Genomic DNA, 24,402 nt, shown 5'->3' with positions numbered 1-24,402 from the left:
ACTTAGAAAAATGCATGGTTTTTTAAAAGGGAAAATGCTGCTTTCTATGTCGTTACTCCCTACGTTATTACTTTAGTGTCCCTGTACTAACAATAATTGTTTTTACATGAATGTCTACTTCTAATTTATCTAGTATTTCATCTGTCATTTCGCGTGTCCATTTGCCATGTGTATATTTACGGAAATATTCACTTAAACCAATTGGGTCGACTTGTTTTTTATTTAATTTTTCTACAAATGCTTTAATATCCTTCTCTAATTGTTGATTGATTGATTTTTCTAAGTCACTGATTTCTTTCCATGAATTTAATTTTTCTGTATCTTCAATACTGTATTCACTTAAGGTTGCCTTAATTTCTAAATGGATAGTAAGCTTTGGATAATTCCTATCTTTATTGCTTTCAATTTTGCTTTTGCTTTTAACAAGATTTAGCAATACTTTTGTATCATCAGGTATATCAATTACAAGTGGTGCAAGATTTTTTCTACCTTGTAACGCCTGGATAAAGATTGCTTCATTCGGGGGGATGGTGTCTACCATAACATCATCCTTAAATAATGCGATATTTGCAATTTCAATTCTATCACCAAGTAGCTCAAGATATGGGGCGGAAGCGTCCTTTGTCGTATTTGTCGTACCATAAATAAAATCATGAATATTAGTATTTGGATTAAAGGCTGTATTAAGACTAGGTAGTAGCAAATCGTTTAAATAAAAATTAATATTTGGCTTATCAGGATATTCAGCATAAAGAATGCCCTCTGCACGGTCTTTGACAACAGCAATTAATGCTTTATTACCCACTTCTGCATTGCGATAAATATGCTCAATCACTGTCCTGACCTGCCCTTTGCGAGCAAATTCTTCACTGACTAAAATAACTCGAAGCTGGTTTAAGACAACTTTACGATCAGAAGAAGCTTCGATTTTGACGATACCTTGGGATACTAAATCGGTTTCTGTAGAAAATATCTTCGTGTCTTTTTTAGCGTCGGGTGAATATTGCGGAATCGCGACAGTGAGCTTTTTTGTTTTTTCATCAACATAATCAAATGCCATAATCCCAATCATATCTACTTCTTCAATTGGAATTTTCTTCTCTTGCTCAGAGCACCCAGTGACAAATAACAAAAGGAAAATAAGAAGTAATCTATTCTTCATTGCTGCACCTGCTTTTTTCTGAAAAAATAGATGATGGATAAAAAAATCGGCCAAAGCAGTAATAAATAAAATACATAGTTATTAATTGTAAAGATTTTTTCCTTCAAGTGCTGTGAAAGAGGTATTATAAGCGCAATGAAGATGGCAATTACTAAAATATATAAATGGATTTGAGATTTCGCTAAAATAAGTGATTTAAAGCCCTCATTTGCTGCCCATAAATATAAAGCGACAGTGGAATAAACTAAGAAAATCCAAAGCGTCATTCCGATAATATCAATGCGCTCAATAAAGGAATATTCCCCAGCCTTAAAAATATTTAAAACAGCAAATTCAATATTGCTTAATTGCCATTCAGAAAAATACATAACGCTCACACCTGTCGTAATCAGCATTAAAACACCAGATATCCAAATACCGATTGTTGCATATTTAAAGGCACTTTTCTGCTGAATAATAAACGGATAGTAAAACAAAATAAGCTCATAACCTAAAAAAGATAAATAGCCGTTTTTAGTCGCCTCGTAAAACTCTTGGAATGTGAAATTAAACAAAGGAAAAAAATGACTAAACTCTCCTTTTTGTATAGCCCATTTTGTGAATAAAACCATCGGAATCGTTATAAAGAATGTCAAAATTGAAAAACGAGCAATGGCAAAAATACCACCTCTAACTAAATAAACAAGCAGTGCCAAAAAACAAATAACAGGTAGAGTAATCGTTTGCTCGGGTAATGCAGTGCTTTGAATTAATAGCATATAGCTACTTATAGAATCTATACAAATAATGGTGAATAATAGAACGAGTAAAAAATTAAAAAATTTACCGATTATTTTCCCTAATAAAATTTCATTTATTTGAAATAAATTGTTAGTTGGAAATTTAGAGTTAAGCAATATCATGGGCCATAAAGTAATGGTAGCAATGATGCTGAATAAAATTGGCATAAATGCTTGGCTATAGCCCATGGAACTTAATTTTTGAGGCAGCTGTAATATCCCTGTTCCAATTAAACAACTTTGTACTAAAAACAGTACATGCACTTTAGTTAATACTTTCTTTTGTGTTGACCTCATATTTTTTTCATCCTCATTTTCGTAAATACATTAGCTTTTTTGGCTTTTGGATATACCCATTCGATGTTTTAAAAAAGCCATTGGAAAGCGAATGACACTGTTCAATAAATCTGTCCATTTACGTGGGATAAAAGGAGCCATATAAGGTTCTCCTAAAGAGCGGATGCGTAATAAATGGATGAAAAGCCAAACAAAAACAAGCATTTGCCCAAATAAGCCGAAGCAACCCGCGGCAATAATAAAGAAATAACGTACTAATCGACTTGTGTTACTCATTATAAAAGTAGGAGGCAAAAAGGATAGTAACGCTGATGTTGCAACGAGTACAATTAAAATATTACTAATTAATCCTGCTTCAACAGCCGCTGTTCCGATAACGATACCACCAACAATACCGATTGTTTGTCCAACTTTCGCAGGCATTCGTGAACCAGCCTCTCGCAGGACTTCTATAATTAATTCGATAAATAATACTTCGAATAATGGTGGAAAGGGTACTTTACTTCTAGATTCCTGCAAGTTTAGCAATAGCTCATACGGCAATAAATCCGGGTGAAAGGTCAATGCTGATATATACGTTGGCGTAATCATTATTGTTAAAAAAAAGCCGAAAAAGCGTAAAGAACGAAGTAATGTAGCAGTTGTCCAACGATTATAATAATCCTCAATGCTCGTAAACATTTCGAAAAATGATGTAGGGCATACGATAACGGTTTGGCTATTGTTTATTAAAAGTGCAATTCGACCGTCTAATAAATAATGTGCAATAGTATCTGGTCGCACGCTCATATAATATTGTGGAAAGGGGGAAAATGGATTATCCTCAATTAGCTGCTTCAGCATAGCGGTATCTAATAGTGATGTTGGATTCACGTGCTGAAGGCGCTTTTTCAGTTTCCTTAGCAACTTTTTGTTAACGATATTATCAATATACATAATGGACACTTGATATTGCTTATTACTGCTAAGATACATACTTTCATTTTTTAATAAATGACTTCGAATACGACGTCGAATAAGTGAAATATTTGTTTCTAATGATTCTGTAAAAGAGTCTTGTGGGCCAATCACAGTCGATTCGATTTCTGTATTTGTAATGGCGCGAATAGGTGCGCTATATGTGTCTAATGCTAAATATTGCTGCGTTTCATGAAAATATAAGATAGTATTGCCCGCATTAATTTTTTGCTCAAGTGCAGCGATTTGCTTAAAGTGTATTGGCTCTGCCGTTTGATAAATTTGATAAATTGAATGCGAGAGCGGCACAAGCACAACTGCTTGTAGCGTCATTTTCTCTACAAGAGAGCTTGAATAAATAATTGTTACAAACCCTTCACTTGTTTGTTTTTTTTGGAAAATTATATCGTTTGAATTGTCGGATAGAAGATGTAAGAGCTGTAAAGTATATTGTGCGTTAGGGCTATATTTTGTATTAATTTTCTTGAGCCATTTAGCAGATGAAGTTCGAATTATAATTTTCACAAATATCATTCGCCTTTCCTTCTTGATTATCATAGTTTAGACTGTTTATATGAGTTGTATACGAGAATAATTAGAGAATTTGCCGATGATTTGAAGGCGGTAATGATAGAAAGCATACATAAACTAGTCATAAAGGTGTTGATAAGGTAAAAATGGAAAAGGTATTTGTCATAGCAGATATACATGGTCACTATAATCGTTTAGAAAAATTATTGACGTTTTGGCGACCGGAGGAGGAACAACTCATTTTTTTAGGAGATTATATAGACCGAGGAAAAGAAAGTTTAGCTGTTTTGAAGAAAGTGAAGGCGTTGACAGAACAAGGAGCTATTGCCTTAACAGGTAATCATGAGCGCTTATTTTTAAAATGGTTGGCAGAACCAGAATGGGCACATTACCTAGGAAATAATATAGGGGGAACGGCTACACTTGCTAGCTTACAGCAACCAGAATGGAATGCAAATACGCCTGAAGAAATAGCAAGTTGTATTATAAAATATTATGCTGAGCTACTGGAGTGGATGGATGCATTGCCATTATTTCACCAATGGGATAAATACTTTTTTGTACATGGTGGCATTGATCCAGAAAAAGAGGATGCAGCACAAACAGAGCCACGTGATTTCATATGGATTCGTGAAAAATTCCATCATACACCACATTTAGCAAAAGAGACCGTTGTATTTGGGCATACACCAACGCCTTATTTGAATAACAGTGGTACAGGGGAGCTGTGGATTTCTCCATGTGGGAAAAAAATAGGTCTTGATGGTGGTGTCATCCTAAAGGATGGTCAACTAAATGGAATTGTCCTGACAAAGGGGACGGACGAAGTTATCATTCATTCTATTTCAGAAAATAGTGTTGTAACAGAAACTAAAACTCTGCCAGCAACATCTTATTAAGTAATTGTTCCAGAAAATCTAAAATAATAATAAGGGAGGATAAATGATGCATCATACATTTTTGTTACAAACAAGATGGGACGGAGGGAGAAATGCAGTTGGCACTTTACAGGCTGAGCGTTTATCTACACAGATTTCGATTCCTCCTGAAATGGATGGACCAGGCATCGGAACAAATCCCGATGAAATGTTGCTAGGGGCAGCAGCTACATGCTATATTATTTCGCTTGCCGCAATGCTTGAAAGAACGGGCATTGAAGCAAATTTAAACATGCAATCAGAGGGCATCGTAGATGTGACAAATGGCGTCTTTACATATAAGCAAATTATTCATAATTTAACGATACAGCTTGCTGACAGCACTGAAAAAAATAAAGTGATGGCAGAACGGTTAGCATTAAAAGCTGAATCTACTTGTATGATTAGTAAAGCAATAAGAGGCAATGTGGAAGTATTGGTACAATTGACTATAGCGTAAGGGGAGAAGAGGATGAACGGTCTACAATTTATCGGACAAGTCGTATTATTTTCCATCGTTATATTTTTTCTTAGTGGACGGTTGATTGGTTCACAGGTCAATTTATTTCGTCGTATATTATCCGTTGTATTAAGCGTTATTTTAACCACATTTGTCTTTTGGTACACTTATGTTCGTGATACGGACTATTTAATGGGTGACGTGATGCAAAACGTCATGAATATTGCTACATTGCTATGGGTTGGTAGCATGCTTCTGCTTTCTATGTTATTTTATTTGCTATTTGAGCTATTTGACCCTATTGCTATTGATGAAAATGGTGCACGCATGACAGATAGAAAATCCTTCATTATGCGTATTATTCAACAATGGCGCAGACAAAAGCGCCTACGACAAGTAGTACAAATTGCTGTAACAAACGGCATTACGCGCACTGTCAAGTATGCACGTAACCGAGATAATGATCGTGAGTTAGCGATTGCATTGCGTGACACATTAGAGCAATGTGGCGGCATTTTTATTAAATTCGGGCAGGTTTTATCGACACGCAAGGAATTATTTTCACCGATTTTTATTGATGAGCTTGAAAAGCTACAGCAAAATGTACGCCCCTTAACAGCAGAGCAAGTAAATGAAGTGTTGCAGGCAAATTTAACGCAGCCTGTTGAAGAAGTATTTTCATATTTTAGCGAGGAGCCTCTTGCGGCCGCATCGATTGGACAAGTTCATAAGGCTGTGCTACGTGCAACAAATGAGCAAGTAGCAGTAAAGCTATTGCGTCCCGATGTGAAAGAAATCATGCGTGATGACTTGAGCATTTTAGTAGAATTTGCACAGTGGGTTTCGAGTAAGTCGGTATGGGCAGAAAATCTAGGATTTCGCGATTTAGCGATTGGCTTTGCTGCTTCACTTATGGAGGAAATTGACTTTCAAATTGAAGCACGTAACACCCAGCAAGTAGCGAATGTACTTCGTGCTAGCGCTGATAAGGTGCACATACCTCGCATTTATACACATTATAGTAATGCTAATATTTTAGTGATGGAGTATATTGATGGTAAGTCGGTAGCAGTCGCTGATGAAGTGTATGAGCAGTTTCAAATAAATCGTCATCAATTTGCTCAAAACTTATTCAACAGCTTTTTGGAGCAGGCATTAATTTCAGGTATTTTTCATGCGGACCCTCATCCAGGCAATATTTATATTGCGAAACGTACAGGGACGATGACGCTGTTAGACTTTGGAGCTGTTGGGCGACTGGCTGCGAAGCAACAGGACGGATTAAAGCAATTTTTAATTGGGATTGCATTAAATGACGCAAGTGTTGTCTATGAAGGGGTTGCGGAATTAGTTGAAAATGCAGCAGAAGTCGATCAAGAAGAGATGGAGCAGGCAATTGGGCAAGTATTGCTAAAAATTTCATATACAGAAACTGTACAAACAGATGAGCTTATTTATTCAATTTTCTCCATTGCACGGGAGTTTGGGCTTCATTTTTATCCATCTGTCAGCACCGCATTACGTGCGCTTGTAACATTGGATGGCACGCTTCATACAATCGACCCGAATTTCGACATTTTCCAAGAAGCAAGGGCATTTTCTAGCCATTATATACAAGCGGCAATGAAACGTCCATTTAAAGAGCCATTAACGACGAAAAAATACTTGGAGGAAGAGTTAGCGCTCATTTTACCAACAATTCGAAAAATTCCACGTCGCATGAATCAACTTTTTAAAAAAGTAGAGAGTGGTAAAATTATTTTACATCACGATGTCTTTTCAGATAAGCATAATGCTATCTTTGTAACACAATTATTTTCTCGCTTTGTGTTGTTATTTGTCGGCATTACGTTCGGCTTAATTTCGGTAGCACTATTAGCAATTTCTCAATTTATGCATACTGCTTACGCAATTTATCTAAATACAGTTGCTTATGTCGGCTTATTTTTATGTGCTATTTTACTTGTTCGTTTATCAATTCAAGCGATTCGCGATATGAAGCGTACTTAAAAAACGTATCCATTTTAAAACTTAGAAAAAATGCCCTTTAAAGAATGCTTATATTTTTTCGTAATGATTAATATTTTAGTAAAATGGAAAAGGGTTGTCTGAAAGCAGGTTAGCGTACCGCTTTCAGACAACCCCATTATTTATGCGCGGTCATTATCATCAAATACATCACCACATTCTGGACAGAACTTAGGAACCGCTCCTTCTGGCTGCCAGCCGCATTTATCACATTTGAAGCTTGCGGGCTTTGCCGACCCACATTCCTTACAAAACTTTCCTTCATTTTGTGTACCACATGAACAAACCCAGCCACTTTGAGGTTGAGGCTTCCCACATTCTACACAGAATTTTCCACTATTTGCAGCACCACATGAGCAAGTCCAACCTTGTGCTCCGTTTGCCGTAGGCGGCGTTGGCGTTTGCTGTCCCATTTTAAATAAGTCTTGTGCATTCACCCCACCCGCCTGAGCAGCCATATTCATACCTGCAAAGCCAACGAAAGCGCCCGCCTCATTTTGGGCAGCCATTTTCATCGCATCGCTTTGGGCACCGATCATTGTGGCAGCAGCCATGTTTGGATTACGCAATACCGCATTTTTTTGTAAATCCTTCATCATCTTTTCATCTTCTTCAGATGCTTTCACCGTATTTACACCGAACGAGATAATTGAAATACCACGTAAATTACCCCATTTTTCAGATAGCACATCGTTTAAAGCTTGTGATAGCTCCATCGTACGTCCTGGTAAAGAGCTATAACGAATACCCATATCTGAAATTTTAGCAAAGGCAGGCTGCAGAGCTGTTAATAACTCAGAGCGTAATTGGCTGTCAATTGTTTCGCGACGAAACTCTGTTTGCACATTACCAGAAACATTCGTATAGAACAAAATAGGGTCTACAATTTTGAACGAATATTCACCATTACAGCGAATTGAAATATCGATATCTAGCCCGATATTTGTGTCAATAACACGAAACGGAACGGGGGTCGGAGTTCCATATTTATTGCCTGTAATTTCTTTTGTATTGAAAAAATAAACGCGTTGGTCCTTTGGAGCCTGACCACCAAATGCTACACGTTTTCCAAATGATTTAAAAGATTCAATAATGCTCTCTTTTAAATCGCCGTAAAAGATGCTCGGCTCTGTTGATGTATCGTAAACAAATTCGCCAGCTTCAGCACAAAATTCTACGATTTGTCCTTGGTCGACAATAATCATTGCCTGTCCTTCGTTAATCGCAATTATAGAGCCGTTGCTAATAATATTATCGCTGCCTTTAAAGTTAAAGCCGCGTTTTCCTCGTTTATTTATGCCTTTTGTAATAAGGACATCTGCTGGGATAGACTCGCAGTAAAAGTATTCTCTCCATTGGTCTGCTAAAACTCCCTGTGCTGCACCAATACCTGCTTTTAATAAGCCCATAAAAAAACCCCTCTCTTTTCGTTGTATATGAATAGTATACTTTCTTTTCCGCCAAAAAGATTCATTTTTTGAGAACTTCTTTTCGCAAAATACTCCACGTAAATGAAAAAATTTATTGTTGAGAGGAAAATATCACTTTGCTTTAGTAGATAATCAAAGGTTGTAGCCGTATTCAAGCTTTATATCTCTTTGTGCGGTAAATTTGCTTATAATTATTTATGGTAAAATTATATTAATATAAAATTTTGCTTTCTTACTCTATTGTAATGAAGGGGTTTTTGAAAAAAATAACTAGAAAAATATTATTTTTTAGCTAATAATATAAAGGGAGAGATAATGACAAAGGGGACGGGAAAATGATTATTTTAAATGGTAGTGACTTAACGATTGAACAAATGAAAGCGATTTTATATAAAGGGGAAACAATCGCCATCGATGAAGCAGCAAAACAGCGCGTATTAAAAAGCCGTGAGCATGTGGAGCGCATCGTTGCCGACGATAAAACAGTGTATGGTATTAACACAGGCTTCGGCAAGTTTAGTGACGTGAAAATTGCCGAAGCTGAGGTTGGCGCATTACAAATTAATTTAATTCGTTCACATGCTTGTGGCTTTGGCGAACTATTTCCTGAAACGGTGACACGAGCGATGACAGTGTTACGCTTAAATGCTCTATTAAAAGGATTTTCAGGCATTCGCTATGAAGTATTGGAACGTTTGGCGATGATGGTCAATGAACAAATTCATCCAGCCATTCCACAGCAAGGCTCACTTGGGGCATCAGGCGATTTAGCTCCATTATCTCATTTAGTCTTAACGTTAATTGGAGAAGGCGAAGTTTTGCGAGGTGGTACAGTGCTTGCAGCGAGTGAAGTTTGGAATAAATACGATGTAGAGCCAATCGTCTTGCAAGCAAAGGAAGGTCTTGCACTTATTAATGGAACACAAGCAATGACAGCACAGGGTGTTGTGAACTATATTGAAGCTGAAAAGTTAGCCTACGCGAGCGAGTGGATTAGCGGCTTAACATTGGAGAGTTTACGAGGTATTAAAGATGCTTTCCATCCTACTGTTCATGAGGTGCGCGGCTTTAAAGAACAAAGCGCTGTAGCAGCTCGTATGCGCGATTGGTTTGAAGGCAGCGAGCTCATGACAACGCAAGGTGAATTGCGTGTACAAGACCCTTATTCTTTACGCTGCATTCCACAAATTCATGGGGCAAGCTGGCAAGTTTTAAACTACGTAAAGGAAAAGCTAGAAATTGAAATGAATGCGGCGACAGATAATCCATTAATTTTTGATGAAGAGGACTGCGTTATTTCAGGAGGGAATTTCCACGGTCAGCCAATTGCTTTTGCGATGGATTTCTTAAAAATTGGTGTTGCTGAATTAGCGAATGTTTCTGAGCGTCGTATCGAGCGTCTTGTCAATCCAGCTCTAAGCGAAGGGTTACCAGCATTTTTAAGCGCACACCAAGGCTTGCAATCGGGAGCGATGATTTTACAATATGCAGCAGCAAGCCTCGTATCAGAAAATAAAACACTTGCACATCCAGCATCTGTTGATTCTATTCCATCTTCTGCAAATCAAGAGGACCATGTTAGCATGGGGACAACAGGCGCGCGCCATGCCTATAATATAATTGCGAATACACGACGTGTTTTAGCTATTGAAGCATTTTGTGCTGCGACAGCTGTTGAATATCGAGATGTGAAGAAAATGGCTCCAAAGTTATATGAAAAATGGCAAGAAATCCGTGAAATTGCGGCAGGTATTACAGAGGACCGTGTATTCAATAAAGATGTAGAGAAAATTGCACAATATTTAATGCCTTGATTTTTTGGGCAAATGCTTTCTGTACCGATAGTTAAGCGACAGATACAGAGGTCACCTACCTTTAAAGATGGGGAGGTGAATGTAAGCATTTGACCGATTTCAGCGGGTAGCTAAATACTCGTTAATAAAGAGAAGTTTTTAAGCAAGCTTAAGAAAATCTAGATTATAGTTAGCTGAAGCGTAATTGATTATTAACGAAGCTGTTTACCGAAAATCCTTTGGATAAGTAGGGAAGCAGCTTTTTTCGATTTCCCTTAGAAAAAGCATTGACAATTGTTTGTGATAATCATTTTTTAACAACCTATTTAACCTTTGTATTGCCGAGCGCTAATCGTAGCATACAGCTTGGTCTATTTATTGCGACTGCAGACTTAGGTATTACTTTAGGAGGGGGAGTGATGGGACCAGTCGCAGATTTACTACCTTATTCACAAATGTATTTAGTTTGTGCTGCACTAGGTGTAGGCATGACTCTTTTCGCCTATGTAAGACGCTAGAAGCAGGCGCAAAATGACTTTTTCGCTAGCGTCATGTTATGCTAAGGGGGAATGGAGGAATACATATGGAAAAACCACATTTACTTATTGTTGATGGCATGGCACTACTATTTCGTTCATTTTTCGCCTCCGCTGCGATGAAACAATATATTCGTTTAGAGGATGGCACGCCAACAAATGGAGTACAAGGCTTTGCCCGTCATGTTTTAACAGCTCAAAACTTGATGAAGCCGACGCATTTAGCTGTTTGTTGGGATATGGGCATGCATACATTCCGCAATGATTTATTCGAGGGATATAAAGCAAACCGCCCTGCACCACCAGAAGAAATGCTGCCACAGTTTGATATGGTGAAGGATGTATCAGAAATGATGGGCTGGAAAAACTTCGGCATTAGTGGCTTGGAGGCAGACGATTTAATCGGCTCCATGATTGAGAAATGGAAAGACGATGCGGAAATTACTGTCATTAGCGGTGACCGCGACTTATTACAATTATTAAATGATAAGACAACAATCGCTTTTACTAAAAAGGGTTATACAGAATATGATACGTACACAGAGCAGCGCTTTCGCGAAGAATATGGCATCGCCCCAAAGCAATTTGCTGAGGTGAAGGCGTTTATGGGGGATGCGAGCGATGGCTATCCGGGTGTCAAAGGAATTGGTCCTAAAACAGCACTGCAACTCATTCAAACCTATCATTCAATTGATGGAGTGCTAGCAGCACTTGACCAACTAAAGCCTGCGCAGCGTACTAAAATCCATGAAAGTATGGACATGCTAAAGCTCTCGCATCAGCTCGCAACAATTAATTGTGATGCAGCCATTGAAGCGGAGCTAAATGACTTAGTAGTTCCTGCGTTTAATGAGGCGGTTGCATCACAGCTTGATAATAAAGGCTTGCGCTTAATTATCCGCCACGCACGTTCGCTTGGTCTATAAAGACATTGACGAATAACAAAATTACCGTAATAATAGAAGAAAATTGCTTGCACCACTAGGGGAGCCTTTTGAAAGGCTGAGATGTATATGTACTATGCAGACCCTTTGAACCTGATCTAGCTCACACTAGCGTAGGGAAGTGGCGACATTGATTGAATTTGCTCACTCTATGCCGCTCCCTTTCTACAATGGGTGCGGCATTTTTAAATTTATTTTTAGGAGGAAAATTTGCTTGGAAAGAAATGTGCAAATAATTTGCGCAAATCCACTGATAAGTAATGCTCAAAAATAACAATTAAAAGAGGTGTTGTTTATGTCAGTTCGTAAATTAACTGTTATGGCGCTGTTTGTGGCCATTGCAGTGGCAGGTTCAATGTTTGTAGCGATTCCTACAGGTATTGCGCGTGCATATCCTATTCAACATGCTGTCAATGTTGTGAGTGCTATATTGTTAGGACCTGTGCCAGCTGTAGTAATTGCTTTCGTTACAGCATTAGTTCGTATTTTTACGGGAACAGGCTCGTTACTTGCGATTCCTGGTAGTGTCATCGGGGCTTTTTTAGCGGCTATAGCTTATAAATATAGCCATAAAGTATGGCTGGCGGGTATTGGTGAAGTGATTGGTACAGGTGTGATTGCATCATTAGTAGCTGTCCCATATGCAAAAATATTAATGGGTACATCTGTTACGGCACTTGCTTTTATGCCAGCCTTCCTCGTGTCAAGTGCAATTGGTGCGGTGCTAGGGGTTATTATTGCAGTAAGTTTGCGCAACACTGTATTTGCAAAGCGTTTTGAAACGATATAGAAAATAAGGTTACTCGTCGCAAAAAATTACATGGCATAGCTTCTGTATCATAAAGTGAAACTTCAATCAGTGGGGATGTTTCTCATCCCTGCTGATTGTTAGTTGAACCACTCGGGCATTTACGGGCAGTTAATCTCCCACTTATCCTTAGCGTATTTTCACATAATTTTTGAAGTGGGCGTCTTACTGCCCGTTAATGCGGGATAAAGTGAACCTTCAATCCGTGGATGCTTTTCTCCACGGATTGTTAGTTGAACCACTCGGGCATTTACGGGCAGTTAATCTCCCACTTATCCTTAGCATATTTTCACATAAGTTTTGAAGTGGGCGTCTTACTGCCCGTTAATGCGGGATAAACGGAGCAGCAGGTTCTAGCGCTATATGGAAAGGCAGTTGCTTTTTCATATAGCCCTTATGTATTTTTCTGCTCTATTTTTACAAAGCTTAACACATGCTTATTGTCCTCATAGCAAAATGAACGTATTTGGCTGTTTCGGCCTCGTCCACCGTTATCATGGATGATTAAATATAATTTCCCGTCTTTTCTTTCATAGCCAATGAGTGGAACCCAGTGATATTTGAATAGAGGCTTCTTTTTTGACCGCCACTGTAGGCTAAAATATTGGTCGAATTTCAATGCCACAGGATTTCCTTGTTCAAGCTGTGCCAATGCTTCTGCAAGCGAGCAACCTTGAATAGTAAAATTAGCACCGAACAACTTGCGCATTCTTTTGATGAGACGCCATTGAAATAAGCCGATTTTTGTTGTACCTAGCTGTTTATATAAATCATTAATTTCTTTGGCTATGTGAAAATACTTTAAAATAACGTGTAGCGTTGTTGGACCACATGCAGAATTTTGGTAATTTGGCTGAACGCTCGCATCGTATTGTGAAGTTCCTTTGATTTCTAGCAGTACACGCATTGCAATCCCTCCATTTGTAAAATCCCAAATTTTAACCGTTCTTTTATCATCAAATTCATAGAAGTATGTGAGAGCCTTTATGGACTGGGGGTTCACTTTATTATACGCTGTAAATAAAACATAGTTTCAAAATTTGAAACCAAATGAGCAGGTGCTCCGTCTAACGTGAAACGAAAAAGGGGGGGATAGCGGTTGTCACAGCTAGAGCAATTTATTCGTGAGCATGGTGAGGAACTGTTGCGGCTCGCCTTTACATATGTGAAAAGCAAGGAAGTAGCAGAGGATATCGTTCAAGATGTCCTGTTAAAAGCTTTTGAAAAACAGCAGGATTTTCGAGGCAATGCTAGTTATCGTACATATTTATACCGTATGACTATTAATCGCAGCTACGACTATTTACGAAGTTGGAGCTATAAAAACACTGTACTATCAATGAAAATTCAAACAATCTTTCAAGGGGCAAATTCCGCAGAAAAGCAAGCGATTATGAATAGCGAACAGCAACAAATTGGTTATGCGGTGTTAGCGTTACCAATCAAATATCGTGAAGTTATCGTGCTTCATTATTATAAGGACATGAAAGTCGAAACGATTGCGGAAATTTTAAATTGCTCTGTCAATACGGTGAAAACACGACTTCGTAGAGGACGAGAAAAGCTTAAAAATTGTTTGGAGGGGAGTGGGCTTGATGAGCGGTTCACAAATTAAAAAGGGAATTGACGCAGTCATTGGTGAGGAGCATTGGTTAACAGAGGACAAGGTGAAACAATTAGCAACAAAACCTAAAAAGCATCAACCATTACGCTTCATTCAGCCACTTTTTGCTGTTCTAGCAATAACATGCCTAGCCTTTATTATTTATTTGCTCCCACCTGCTAATGAGCAAGTGCAACCGGCAAGTGAGCTAATTACAAAGCAGTTTGAAAAATTGCTTCCAGAGCAAGCTGCTGATGCTGCGATTAAATATTTCCAAGCAATCGAACGGAAGGATTATGCTTTAATAGAAGAAGTTTCAACGACAGAGGTAGTGGCTTCGAATAAAGAGCTTTTTTTAAAGTACAACGCTATTGATTTTAGTACATTGAAAATAATTAAGATGATTCCACTTACTGAGGAGCTGATGTATAAATTATATATTACACATAATGATGTGACACAGGAGCAGACATATATTCATCCTTTGTTTGTGAAGCAATTAGAGGATGGTAATTTTACAATATATGAAAATATCTATGAGGAATGGTCGGTTTTTGAGCCATTTTTAGCACCAGAGCAATTAGAGCTAGTACCGAGAGAGGCACCGGCAGCACAAATTGTACAAATAAATGATTATATAACAGCTACAGTTAACGTCCAATCACCTCAAAAATTAAATCATTCAGCTACGATTGTTCATTTTATGAAAAAACGCTCTCTTGAGAAGGACAATCGTGTTAACGAAATTTATTTAATATTGGAAAAAGAAGGGCAGTTTTATGAAATAGGTACGTTAAAAGATAACCCTCAGGCAGAATATTATATTTTAGAGGATAAGCGTGCAATTCATATAACGACTAACTATTTTGAGGGTGCAGAATATTATGTTATTTACTATAATGAGCATATGAATAATTTTCAATATGCAAAAGGAGCACTCAGCGAATTAAGTGGGACTAATTCTTATCAAACGCAATTGACAGAGGAAGTTTTATATACTTTCGATGGGAAGGGTACGAATATCGCCTTCATTCAGGATGGCACATTCATGCAAATTGCTATTTTGGATGAGGTAGATAGCCCTGCATGGCTGACAGATTTTTTATTTGTGCGCATGATTGGTGGGAACGCCTTTTATTTACAATATCAAGAAGAATATTTCCAAGCGTCAACTTTTTATCATTTGCAATCATTAGAAAAAGCGCTAAGCCAATAAGGAGGGGGAATTCAATGCTTTGGAAGCCATTATTTGAGCAGGATGTACCAGCAAACCTTCGCTAAAAAGAATTATCTAGATTTAGTAATGCTTATTTGTACTAAAAGCAAGTTATCAGGTACAGATATTGAGAACGTCCATTGCTACAGGTAGTGAGACAAATCCTTTATCTTGCAAGGATGTACAAACACTCACTGAATCTAGATAGAGCCTTCGGCGGATGTCACAGATTTTGAAAGGTGGCCTGCACGACGCAGGTCAGTTAACCGTTGGACAGTTTTAGGTTAACTTTCAGTAAAGAGCTCGAGAAATCTGGATGTAATTACGCGGAGGCGTAATTGATACTTAGACGGAGGGAATAGCTATGAATTTACTACCATATATCGCAGTGTTATTAGCTGCTGTTTTATGGGGAACGACAGGTACAACTCAAACTTTTTTACAAGGAAGCATTTCACCTTTTGCGGTTGCATGCATACGCTCGGCAATCGGAGGGGGCATACTACTTATCTTTGTCCTTTTTGCACGAGCAATTCAGTGGAAAACATGGCCTTGGAAATGGAATATACTTGCGGCATTATCGATTGCCCTGTTCCAATGCTTATTTTTCTCATCCATCCGATATACAGGTGTAGCGATTGGTACAGTTGTAACAATTGGTAGTGCTCCTATTTTTGCAGGGATTATTGAATGGCTTTTTTGGAAAATAAAGCCGACACGCATTTGGGCAATATCGACGAGCTTTGCGATTGTCGGCTGCATATTGCTATTTGCAATTGGCGGAGACGCAACGGTGAATAGCTTTGGTGTCATGTTAGCCCTACTTGGTGGCTGTATGTTTGCTTTTTACACGAATGTCAGCAAACGTTTAACAGAGCGGGTAGCGACATTACCAGCTGTGGCGATGACGTTTTCGTTATGTGCGTTATTTTTAATACCGCTTGCCTGGTCAGATGGTGTTAGCTGGCTAGCAATGCCATCGAATGCTTTAGCGATGCTTTATATGGGCATCATGGCGACGAGTGTTGCCTATGTTTTATTTTTGAATGGCTTGCGCGCGGTCCCCTCTTCGGCTGCGGTAACATTGAGCTTAGCAGAACCATTGACGGCTGCGCTATTAGGGGCGTTTTTCTTAAACGAATATTTAGCGTGGACATCATGGCTAGGTATTATAATGATTTTTGCAGGGATTATTGTTTTGACATTAGGAAATAGAAGGAAAGTTTAACTTCTCTCGGCAGAAGTCTCCCACCTCTATAGGTGACGAGATGAATGCAAGTATTAGGCTATTTTCAGTGGGGGTCCAAACACCCGCTGAATCATAGGGACTCAGTCTAAGAACATCGCCTCCTGCGATAACGACTGGGCAACTAGCATCGTGCGGCGGATATTACAGATTTTGAAGGGAGGCATGCACGACGCAGGTCAGTTAACCGTTAGCGCGTGTCATGACGGTTTTAAGCTAACTTCTACCAAACGGCTTGAAAAATCTGGACGCAATTACGTCGAGGCGTAATTAATAAATGCGTAAGCTGTGCGAAAAGTGTTCATCTTTTCGCACAGCTTTTGCTTCTATATTGAATATTTACTAAAAATGCTTGATTCTGCGAATAATCATCGCGAGGGGCGTCTCAAAATGACTTTTCGGATGTCCCTTTTTCAATTGGTTACAGCAAAACTTTACTGATAGGAAAAGTTAGTTGAGTCATAATTAATTAAAATGATAGGTTAAAATAACTATCTAAATTGAACTCTAATGATTTTCAGCTTGCAAATATCCGTTTTTTTCGTGTTTATTGGTAACTTTTTCTCAAATTAGTCTAATGTACTTATTAAAGAAAAAGTCCTTTTATACTATAATGGATATTGAAAGAGCATGCTTTTTCATTTGGAGGGATATACTATGAAAACACCAAGCCAAAAAAGCCGTTTTTTTAATGTATTTTCTAAGAGAAAAAGTAATGATAACAGCTCGACATATGTAATGGAAACCACTCACGAAGATTTACTACAGTTTTATACTTCACTGGTAACAAATGACCCGGAAATTGTCTTTGTCTTTTCGCGACAAGGAGAGTTGTATGCAGCAAGCCGAGAGAAGATGGAAGCATTTTTCGGCACAGAAATCACTTCAACAAATGACTTTCGTAAATTTACTTCGCCTGAAACACTTAAACAATTAAAAATAAGCTTTATCAACGCATTAAAAGGAATAACAAATCAAGTCGACATTACAGTTCGCAATAAGCAACTTGAAGAACTTCCGCTTACTTTATCGTTTGTGCCGATTAAGGAAGGGGATAGAATAACAAGTGTGTATGTGAAGGTTAGCAGCAACATAGAAAAGCATATGCTAGAATACCAGTATATTTTTGACCATTTGACCTCGGGGATTTGGATGCGTGAATCAATGGACGGTCCCTTTATTTACACATCGAAGGGATTGGAGGAAATATTATGCCTTCCAACAAAAACGCTTTATTTGAATGATAATGCTTGGTTTGAGCTTATTAATGAAGAATATATAAATAGTATTAATCAAGCAAAGACACGTGTTGTTGCAGGTGAAAAAGTACAAGAAATTTATTCAATTACTTGTCTAAATGGTCAAAAAAAGTGGTTGCTTGAACAAATCATACCTCGTTTTAACCAAAGTGGCGACGTAACGAATGTATTTGGACTTGTGCTTGATATTACGAGAGAAATTGAAATGGAGCAAGAGCTATTGTATTTGGCACAATATGATGCGCTAACAGGCCTCCCAAATCAAGCAAAAATGAGAAAAACATTAGGGCAATTTACGAAAAATAAAGAGCCATTTGCAGTTTTACACATTGATATTGACCGCTTCCACATAATAAACAATTCATTAGGCTACACAATTGGTAATGAGGCTTTAAAAATACTAGCGCAAAAACTGAAAAATATGACACCATCTGATGGTGAAATTGCTCGAATGGGTAATAATAGCTTTATGATTCTCGCATATAATCATGCGAATAAAAACAACATACTAAAGTTAGCTGAAGACATTTTAAAAAATATTCAACAGCCATTTACAATTCAAGAATTTGAGTTAAGCGTCACGACAAGCATCGGTATTTCGTTTTACCCAGAGGAAGCTTTAGATGAGAGAACACTGCTTGAAAAAGCACATAATGCCCTGCAGGAGGCAAAGAAAAAAGGAAAGAATAATTATCAGCTTTCGTCGCATGTTGCAAGCATCTCTACTTTCAAGCAATATATATTAGAACGAGATATGCGAAAAGCGATTATTGAAAAGCAATTTGCGGTATTTTATCAGCCTCAAGTCGACCCTAGAAGGGGATTACTTACAGGGGCAAGGGCTTTTATTCGCTGGAATCATCCAGACTGGGGACTTGTTATGCCTGAGGAATTTATTTCTCTAGCTGAAGAGAATCATTTAATCAATCCAATAACAGATTGGCTGTTAGAAAAAGTGCTTCAATCTATGCAAGTATGGCAAAGTGAGCAAATTCCATTAAAACCGATTACAATTATAATTCCAGTGCTACGTTTACTGAAGAAAGGCTTTTATGATTCGGTCTCAAATTTATTAGAGCGATATGAAATCAATCCAGCTTTATTGCGTTTTGAAATTAGCCAAAGCATGTTCTTACATGAGGAAATAATTATTAGTGAATCCATTGAAAGATTTAAGCAACTTGGAATTCGAATTGTCGTTGACGATTTCGGCAAGGGCTATTCCTCACTAGATTATATCCGAAAAATAAGACCGAATATTTTGAAAGTGGATAAAATTTTTGTGCAAAATTTATTCGAAGAAAATAGCATTGATGACGTAATTATTAAATCGACAATTCATTTAGCAAAATCACTCGGGATGGAAGTTGTAGCAGAGGGAGTAGAAACAGTAGAGCAGCTAGAATTTTTGAAGCAAATAGAATGTGATTCTGTGCAAGGCTATATTTTTTCAAAGCCTGCAAAAGAATCAACATTCAAAGCGATATTAAAAACTGGCTATGTTATACCGAAAAGCAAATATAATAAAGCTGTAACTGTGGAAAGGCGGCAGTACTATCGCTATCGTTTCCCATATCCAATACTAGGCTTTTTAACAATTGTTGAGTTTAATGGACATGCAGTAACGGTTGGGAAATCCCCCGTTTTAATTGAGAATATAAGCTTAGGCGGGATGAAGATATTATCTAACCTAAAACTGCCTGTTAATCAGGATATGAAGTTTAATGTAACATTTGATATTATGAACGAGCATTTTGAAATTGCCGGTGAGCTCAGATGGTGGGAAGAGAAGAGTGCAGATGTATTTGGCTACGGTATCCGTTTTAATATGAATACAAATATTGAAAATAGACTGGCGTCAAATATAAATAAATTGAGTGGATACGAGCGAAAGAGCGAAAATATCCCGAATATGACATTTGTGTATAAAGAACCACATAAATATTTCAGAGAATTAAAGAAATAAAGAGCAATATGCATTTCTAAAATGAAAAGTGAGGGACTATTCGAAAAGCGTATATCTTTCCGGATAGTCCCTGCTTCTATATTAAATAATTGCTAAAAATACTTGTACTTGTTGCTTCGCTGTCAGCACAGAAAATAATTACTCGCCACAAGGGGGCGTCTCAAAATGAATTTTCAGATGACCCCTAGCTTTGACGACTTTTAACTTCTTTCTAAGAAATGGTATGATAGTCTATTTTTCAGAAAGGTTAATTTATGCCTGAGCATCTAAAAATTCAGTTACTTGTGCTGGTGATTTTGCATTTGCACTATGTAAATGCGCTAATTTTTCACCATTTTTGAAGATTAATAATGATGGGATACCCATTACTTGATATTTTTCCGCCAGTTCAGGGAAATCATCACGATTAATTGAATACCATTGATATTGGCTGTATTCCTCAATAATTGGGTCGATAAACATATCCATGCGCGTACAGTCTGGGCACCAGCCGGCGAAAAATTTCATAATGACTGCTTGCTCCGTAGAAATCAGCTCATTAAAGCGTTCTAATGTCGTTATTTGTTCCATTGTTATATCACTCCTTTTACGAATAGTGTACACATTTTCACAAAGTAACGGAAGAAATTTAGCTTAATGCGGCGAGGGAGGTGCTTCTTTTTCAATTTTTTGAAAATAATGCGAAAAAAATATTGCTTTAATAAAAGAAATAAACTACACTAAAGACAGAAAATATGTTTTAAAAAATAATATCGTAGTGAGCTATTTTTTTTCACTACAAAATGAATGACTGTTCATTCAAAAGATTGCACAAGGGGGAATTGCTCGTGGCTTACAGCATAAAAAAAGCAGCCGTTTTAGGCTCAGGGGTTATGGGTTCAGGTATTGCAGCGCATTTAGCGAATATCGGTATTCCGACATTATTGTTGGATATTGCACCGAAGGAATTAACAGCAGAGGAGCAGGCGAAGGGGTTAACGCTTGAGCATCCAGCAGTACGCAATCGCTTTGCACAAGGCGCAATGCAAAAATTATTGAAGCAAAAGCCAGCACCGCTTTCATCAAAGCAAAATCTAGCTTTAATTACAGCGGGGAACTTCGAGGATGATTTAGAAAAATTAAAAGATGTGGACTGGATTATTGAAGTAGTCGTTGAAAATTTAGATATAAAAAAGAGCTTATATGAAAAAATTGATGCAGTTAGACAGCCAGGCACAATTATTACATCAAATACATCTGGCATTAGCATTAATGCGATGGCAGAGGGGCGCTCAGAGGATTTTAAAAAGCATTTCCTTGGAACGCATTTCTTCAATCCACCGCGCTACTTAAAGCTATTAGAAGTGATTCCAGCAGAAACAACTGCGCCAGAGGTTGTGGCGTTTATGCGTGACTTTGGTGAGGATGTGCTTGGGAAAGGCGTCGTAATAGCGAAGGATACGCCGAACTTTATCGCTAATCGTATCGGTACATATGGTCTACTTGTGACGATGCGTGAAATGCAGGAGCGCGGCTTTTCAATTGGTGAGGTGGATTCCGTAACAGGACCTTTAATCGGTCGTCCGAAATCCGCGACATTCCGCACGCTAGATGTTGTAGGCTTAGACACGTTTGCACATGTAGCAAAAAATGTTTACGACAATACGACAGGTGAAGAGCAGCAAGTGTTTACAGAATCACCAGTGATGGAAAAAATGATTGCCAATGGCTGGCTCGGTGCAAAATCAGGGCAAGGCTTCTTCTTAAAGCAAGGAAAGGAAATTCTTGAATTAAACCTACAAACATTCGAATACGAGCCAGTGAAAAAATTGAAAACACCATCGATGGAAATGGCAAAGCAAGTGAAGGGCTTAGCAAATAAGGTGAAGACGCTTGTTTATGCGAATGACCGTGTTGGTGAGCTATTATGGAATGTCTTTGCACCAACATTAATTTATTCCGCACAGCTCCATGGCGAAATTGCAGATGATATCGTCGCAATCGACAATGCGATGAAATGGGGCTTCGGTTGGACACAAGGACCATTTGAAATTTGGGATGCAATCGGTGTAAAAGATTCCGTTGCAAAAATGGAAGCGGAAGGGCTTGAAGTGCCTGCCTTTGTCAAAGGTTTATTAGAAAAGGGCTTTGACAAATTCTACTCAGAAATCGATGGCGATTTAGCCTTTTATAACGGTACAGCATATGAAAAAGTACCGGTAAATCCGAAAGTAATTGATTTAAAGCGCTATAAGAAAAAGCACGGTGTCATTAAATCAAATACAGGTGCGAGCTTAATTGATTTAGGCGATGGGATTGCCTTATTGGAATTCCACTCACAATCCAATGCGATTGGCTTAGATATTATTCAAATGCTTAACTTTGCTATTGATGAAGTGGAAGCGAACTATAAGGGCTTAGTCATTGGCAACCAAGGTAAAAATTTCTGTGTTGGCGCAAACTTAGGCATGATTTTAATGGAAGCACAGGATGATAATATTTTCGAGCTAGATTACGTGGTGCGTGCATTCCAAAATGCAATGCGTCGCATTAAATATTGTCAAAAGCCTGTCGTTGCAGCGCCTTTCCAAATGGCGTTAGGTGGTGGTGCGGAGGTGTGCTTACCAGCAGCGCATATCCAAGCATCGGCTGAAACATATATGGGGCTTGTGGAAGTGGGCGTCGGCTTAATTCCAGGTGGCGGCGGTAATATCGGACTCTACCAAAAGCTATTAAAAGGGCTGCCGAATGGTGTAGAAATTGACTATCAAGCAATCGCTACGAAGGTGTTTGAAACAATTGCAATGGCAAAAGTATCGACTTCTGGTGAAGAAGCGCGTGAAAACAATTTCTTAAACTTCGCAGATGGCATTTCTGTCAACGCAGATCATCAATTATACGATGCAAAACAGGCGGCATTAGCACTTTATGAAGCAGGCTATACAGCACCGTTAAAACAGAAAGTAAAGGTTGTTGGTGCACCCGGCTATGCTACGTTACTTCTCGGAGCGCAAGGCATGTTCCAGTCAGGTTATATTAGCGAGCATGATTTGAAAATTGCTAAAAAGCTAGCTTATGTTATTGCGGGTGGTTTAGTGCCATATGGAACAGAGGTAACTGAGGAATATTTATTAAATTTGGAAAAAGAGGCATTTTTACATTTAGTTGCTGATCCAAAATCGCAAATGCGTATGCAGCACATGCTTGTAAAAGGGAAGCCATTACGTAACTAATAAAAGCTTGTAGTAAAAGGGGGAGAATAATGATGCGTGAAGCCGTCATTGTAGCAGGTGCTCGTACACCAATTGGAAAAGCGAAAAAGGGGTCACTTGCAACAGTTCGTCCAGATGATTTCGGTGCACTTGTAGTAAAGGAAACATTGAATCGTGCAGGTTATACAGGGCCAATTGATGATTTAATTATGGGCTGTGCGATGCCAGAGGCGGAGCAGGGGATGAATGTAGCACGTAATATTGGCGCATTAGCTGGCTTGCCAGATACAACGCCAGCATTAACTGTTAATCGTTTCTGCTCATCAGGCTTACAAACAATTGCATACGCTGCCGAGCGCATTATGCTTGGGCACTCAAAGGCGATACTAGCCGGCGGTGTTGAGTCGATGAGTATGATTCCGATGACAGGAAATACGATTCGTTTAAATCCAAAGCTTGCTGAGGAAGCGCCGCAATATTATATGAGTATGGGTCATACAGCGGAAGAAGTAGCCAAGCGTTATGAAGTAAGTCGCGAAGACCAAGATAAATTTGCAGTACGCTCTCACGAATTGGCAGAAAAGGCGATTAAAGAAGGCAAATTCAAGGATGAAATCGTACCTGTCGAAGTTGTACAGCATTATGTAGATGCCAATAATAAGCTACAGGAAAAGAAGTTTATTTTCGATACGGATGAGGGTGTGCGTCCAGGCACTTCAGTTGAAGGTTTAGCCAAATTACGCCCTGCATTTAACATTCAAGGCTCTGTTACAGCAGGGAATTCTTCGCAAACTTCAGATGGCGCAGCAGCTGTTCTTGTAATGGAACGCGAGGAAGCGGAAGCACAGGGCTTAAAGCCGCTTGCTAAATTTTTAGGCTTTGCAGTTGGTGGAGTAGCTCCAGAAGTAATGGGGATTGGTCCGATTGTTGCAGTGCCAAAAGCGTTAGAAATTGCAGGACTCTCACAAGAGCAAATTGACTTATGGGAAATTAATGAAGCATTCGCTTCACAATCATTGCAAGTAGTACGACATTTAGGGATTGATGAAGAAAAAGTGAATGTTAATGGTGGTGCAATTGCATTAGGACACCCACTTGGTGCAACAGGAACGATTTTAACATTGAAATTAATCCACGAATTAAAACGTCGCGGTGGCAAATATGGCGTTGTCACAATGTGCATCGGTGGCGGTATGGGCGCTGCTGGCGTGTTTGAAGTACTTTAAACCATAAGGCTAGATGATGAAGTGGAGTAGTCATCTAGCTACTTTATAATTTT

At 38.5% G+C, this 24,402-nt stretch carries 18 protein-coding genes, 1 pseudogene and 1 riboswitch; of the genes and pseudogenes, 13 read left to right on the top strand and 6 right to left on the bottom strand.

What is annotated here, in order from left to right; genetic code table 11:
• Positions 1 to 67: 67 nt before the first annotated feature.
• From C9J36_RS11120 to C9J36_RS11110, 3 genes are read right to left on the bottom strand one after another with little or no spacing between them, the layout of a single operon-like run.
• Positions 68 to 1,162 carry a Ger(x)C family spore germination protein gene (locus tag C9J36_RS11120; RefSeq protein ID WP_066166698.1) on the bottom strand — a complete coding sequence of 365 codons (1,095 nt, stop codon included), beginning with the start codon at positions 1,160 to 1,162 and terminating at the stop codon, positions 68 to 70.
• Positions 1,159 to 2,238 carry a GerAB/ArcD/ProY family transporter gene (locus tag C9J36_RS11115; protein WP_107943166.1) on the bottom strand — a complete coding sequence of 360 codons (1,080 nt, stop codon included), beginning with the start codon at positions 2,236 to 2,238 and terminating at the stop codon, positions 1,159 to 1,161. The genes C9J36_RS11120 and C9J36_RS11115 overlap by 4 nt, the downstream gene beginning before the upstream one ends.
• Before the next feature lie 30 nt (positions 2,239 to 2,268).
• Positions 2,269 to 3,729: a spore germination protein gene (locus C9J36_RS11110; RefSeq protein WP_107943165.1), complete on the bottom strand. Its 1,461-nt coding sequence runs from the start codon at positions 3,727 to 3,729 to the stop codon at positions 2,269 to 2,271.
• A gap of 143 nt (positions 3,730 to 3,872) precedes the next feature.
• On the opposite strand from C9J36_RS11110, the gene C9J36_RS11105 reads away from it, so the two are divergent.
• The 3 genes from C9J36_RS11105 to C9J36_RS11095 are packed head-to-tail and all read left to right on the top strand — an operon-like array spanning position 3,873 to position 7,113.
• Positions 3,873 to 4,625: a metallophosphoesterase family protein gene (locus C9J36_RS11105; RefSeq protein WP_066166689.1), complete on the top strand. Its 753-nt coding sequence runs from the start codon at positions 3,873 to 3,875 to the stop codon at positions 4,623 to 4,625.
• 43 nt (positions 4,626 to 4,668) lie between these two features.
• The gene (locus tag C9J36_RS11100) at positions 4,669 to 5,103 is read left to right on the top strand and encodes an OsmC family protein (protein WP_107943164.1); all 435 of its coding nucleotides are present in this window, start codon (positions 4,669 to 4,671) and stop codon (positions 5,101 to 5,103) included.
• A gap of 12 nt (positions 5,104 to 5,115) precedes the next feature.
• Positions 5,116 to 7,113: an ABC1 kinase family protein gene (locus C9J36_RS11095; protein ID WP_107943163.1), complete on the top strand. Its 1,998-nt coding sequence runs from the start codon at positions 5,116 to 5,118 to the stop codon at positions 7,111 to 7,113.
• 140 nt (positions 7,114 to 7,253) lie between these two features.
• Here the strand turns inward: C9J36_RS11095 and C9J36_RS11090 are convergent, their stop codons facing one another.
• Positions 7,254 to 8,540, bottom strand: coding sequence for an SPFH domain-containing protein (locus C9J36_RS11090; protein WP_107943162.1), 1,287 nt, complete (start codon positions 8,538 to 8,540; stop codon positions 7,254 to 7,256).
• A gap of 356 nt (positions 8,541 to 8,896) precedes the next feature.
• Here C9J36_RS11090 and hutH point away from each other — a divergent pair, with 356 nt between their 5' ends.
• The 4 genes and pseudogenes from hutH (at position 8,897) to thiW (ending at position 12,624) form a co-directional block, all read left to right on the top strand.
• Entirely contained in the window at positions 8,897 to 10,375 is a 1,479-nt protein-coding gene (gene hutH, locus C9J36_RS11080) for a histidine ammonia-lyase (RefSeq protein ID WP_107943160.1), read from the top strand.
• 293 nt (positions 10,376 to 10,668) lie between these two features.
• Positions 10,669 to 10,872: pseudogene (locus C9J36_RS11075) on the top strand (staphylopine family metallophore export MFS transporter CntE); the annotation flags it as partial.
• A 65-nt stretch (positions 10,873 to 10,937) separates the two neighbouring features.
• Positions 10,938 to 11,816, top strand: a complete 879-nt coding sequence (locus tag C9J36_RS11070; protein WP_107943159.1) for a 5'-3' exonuclease — start codon at positions 10,938 to 10,940, stop codon at positions 11,814 to 11,816.
• Positions 11,817 to 11,863: 47 nt separating this feature from the next.
• A riboswitch (TPP riboswitch) is annotated at positions 11,864 to 11,971 on the top strand.
• Between the two features lie 158 nt (positions 11,972 to 12,129).
• Positions 12,130 to 12,624, top strand: a complete 495-nt coding sequence (thiW, locus tag C9J36_RS11065) for an energy coupling factor transporter S component ThiW (RefSeq protein WP_066166671.1) — start codon at positions 12,130 to 12,132, stop codon at positions 12,622 to 12,624.
• 412 nt (positions 12,625 to 13,036) lie between these two features.
• Here the strand turns inward: thiW and C9J36_RS11060 are convergent, their stop codons facing one another.
• Complete coding sequence (locus tag C9J36_RS11060; RefSeq protein ID WP_107943158.1) at positions 13,037 to 13,549, bottom strand: C39 family peptidase; 513 nt, start codon at positions 13,547 to 13,549, stop codon at positions 13,037 to 13,039.
• A gap of 192 nt (positions 13,550 to 13,741) precedes the next feature.
• Between C9J36_RS11060 and C9J36_RS11055 the strand changes: the two genes are divergently transcribed.
• From C9J36_RS11055 to C9J36_RS11040, 4 genes are all read left to right on the top strand, one after another.
• Complete coding sequence (locus tag C9J36_RS11055; protein ID WP_107943157.1) at positions 13,742 to 14,257, top strand: sigma-70 family RNA polymerase sigma factor; 516 nt, start codon at positions 13,742 to 13,744, stop codon at positions 14,255 to 14,257.
• The gene (locus C9J36_RS11050; RefSeq protein WP_107943156.1) at positions 14,238 to 15,461 is read left to right on the top strand and encodes a hypothetical protein; all 1,224 of its coding nucleotides are present in this window, start codon (positions 14,238 to 14,240) and stop codon (positions 15,459 to 15,461) included. The genes C9J36_RS11055 and C9J36_RS11050 overlap by 20 nt, the downstream gene beginning before the upstream one ends.
• A 364-nt stretch (positions 15,462 to 15,825) precedes the next feature.
• Positions 15,826 to 16,689 (top strand): EamA family transporter, encoded by an 864-nt coding sequence (locus C9J36_RS11045; RefSeq protein WP_107943155.1) that lies wholly within the window; start codon positions 15,826 to 15,828, stop codon positions 16,687 to 16,689.
• Positions 16,690 to 17,364: 675 nt separating this feature from the next.
• Positions 17,365 to 19,932: an EAL domain-containing protein gene (locus C9J36_RS11040; protein WP_161956406.1), complete on the top strand. Its 2,568-nt coding sequence runs from the start codon at positions 17,365 to 17,367 to the stop codon at positions 19,930 to 19,932.
• Positions 19,933 to 20,184: 252 nt separating this feature from the next.
• On the opposite strand, the gene C9J36_RS11035 is transcribed toward C9J36_RS11040, so the two are convergent.
• Positions 20,185 to 20,502 (bottom strand): thioredoxin family protein, encoded by a 318-nt coding sequence (locus C9J36_RS11035; RefSeq protein ID WP_066166646.1) that lies wholly within the window; start codon positions 20,500 to 20,502, stop codon positions 20,185 to 20,187.
• A gap of 257 nt (positions 20,503 to 20,759) precedes the next feature.
• Here C9J36_RS11035 and C9J36_RS11030 point away from each other — a divergent pair, with 257 nt between their 5' ends.
• Positions 20,760 to 23,144 (top strand): 3-hydroxyacyl-CoA dehydrogenase/enoyl-CoA hydratase family protein, encoded by a 2,385-nt coding sequence (locus C9J36_RS11030; protein WP_107943153.1) that lies wholly within the window; start codon positions 20,760 to 20,762, stop codon positions 23,142 to 23,144.
• Positions 23,145 to 23,176: 32 nt separating this feature from the next.
• The gene (locus C9J36_RS11025) at positions 23,177 to 24,349 is read left to right on the top strand and encodes an acetyl-CoA C-acetyltransferase (RefSeq protein WP_107943318.1); all 1,173 of its coding nucleotides are present in this window, start codon (positions 23,177 to 23,179) and stop codon (positions 24,347 to 24,349) included.
• Positions 24,350 to 24,402: the final 53 nt, after the last annotated feature.

It is taken from the genome of Metasolibacillus fluoroglycofenilyticus (assembly GCF_003049645.1).
GTDB lineage: Bacteria > Bacillota > Bacilli > Bacillales_A > Planococcaceae > Metasolibacillus > Metasolibacillus fluoroglycofenilyticus.
This window is presented reverse-complemented; position numbering and strand designations above follow the sequence as displayed.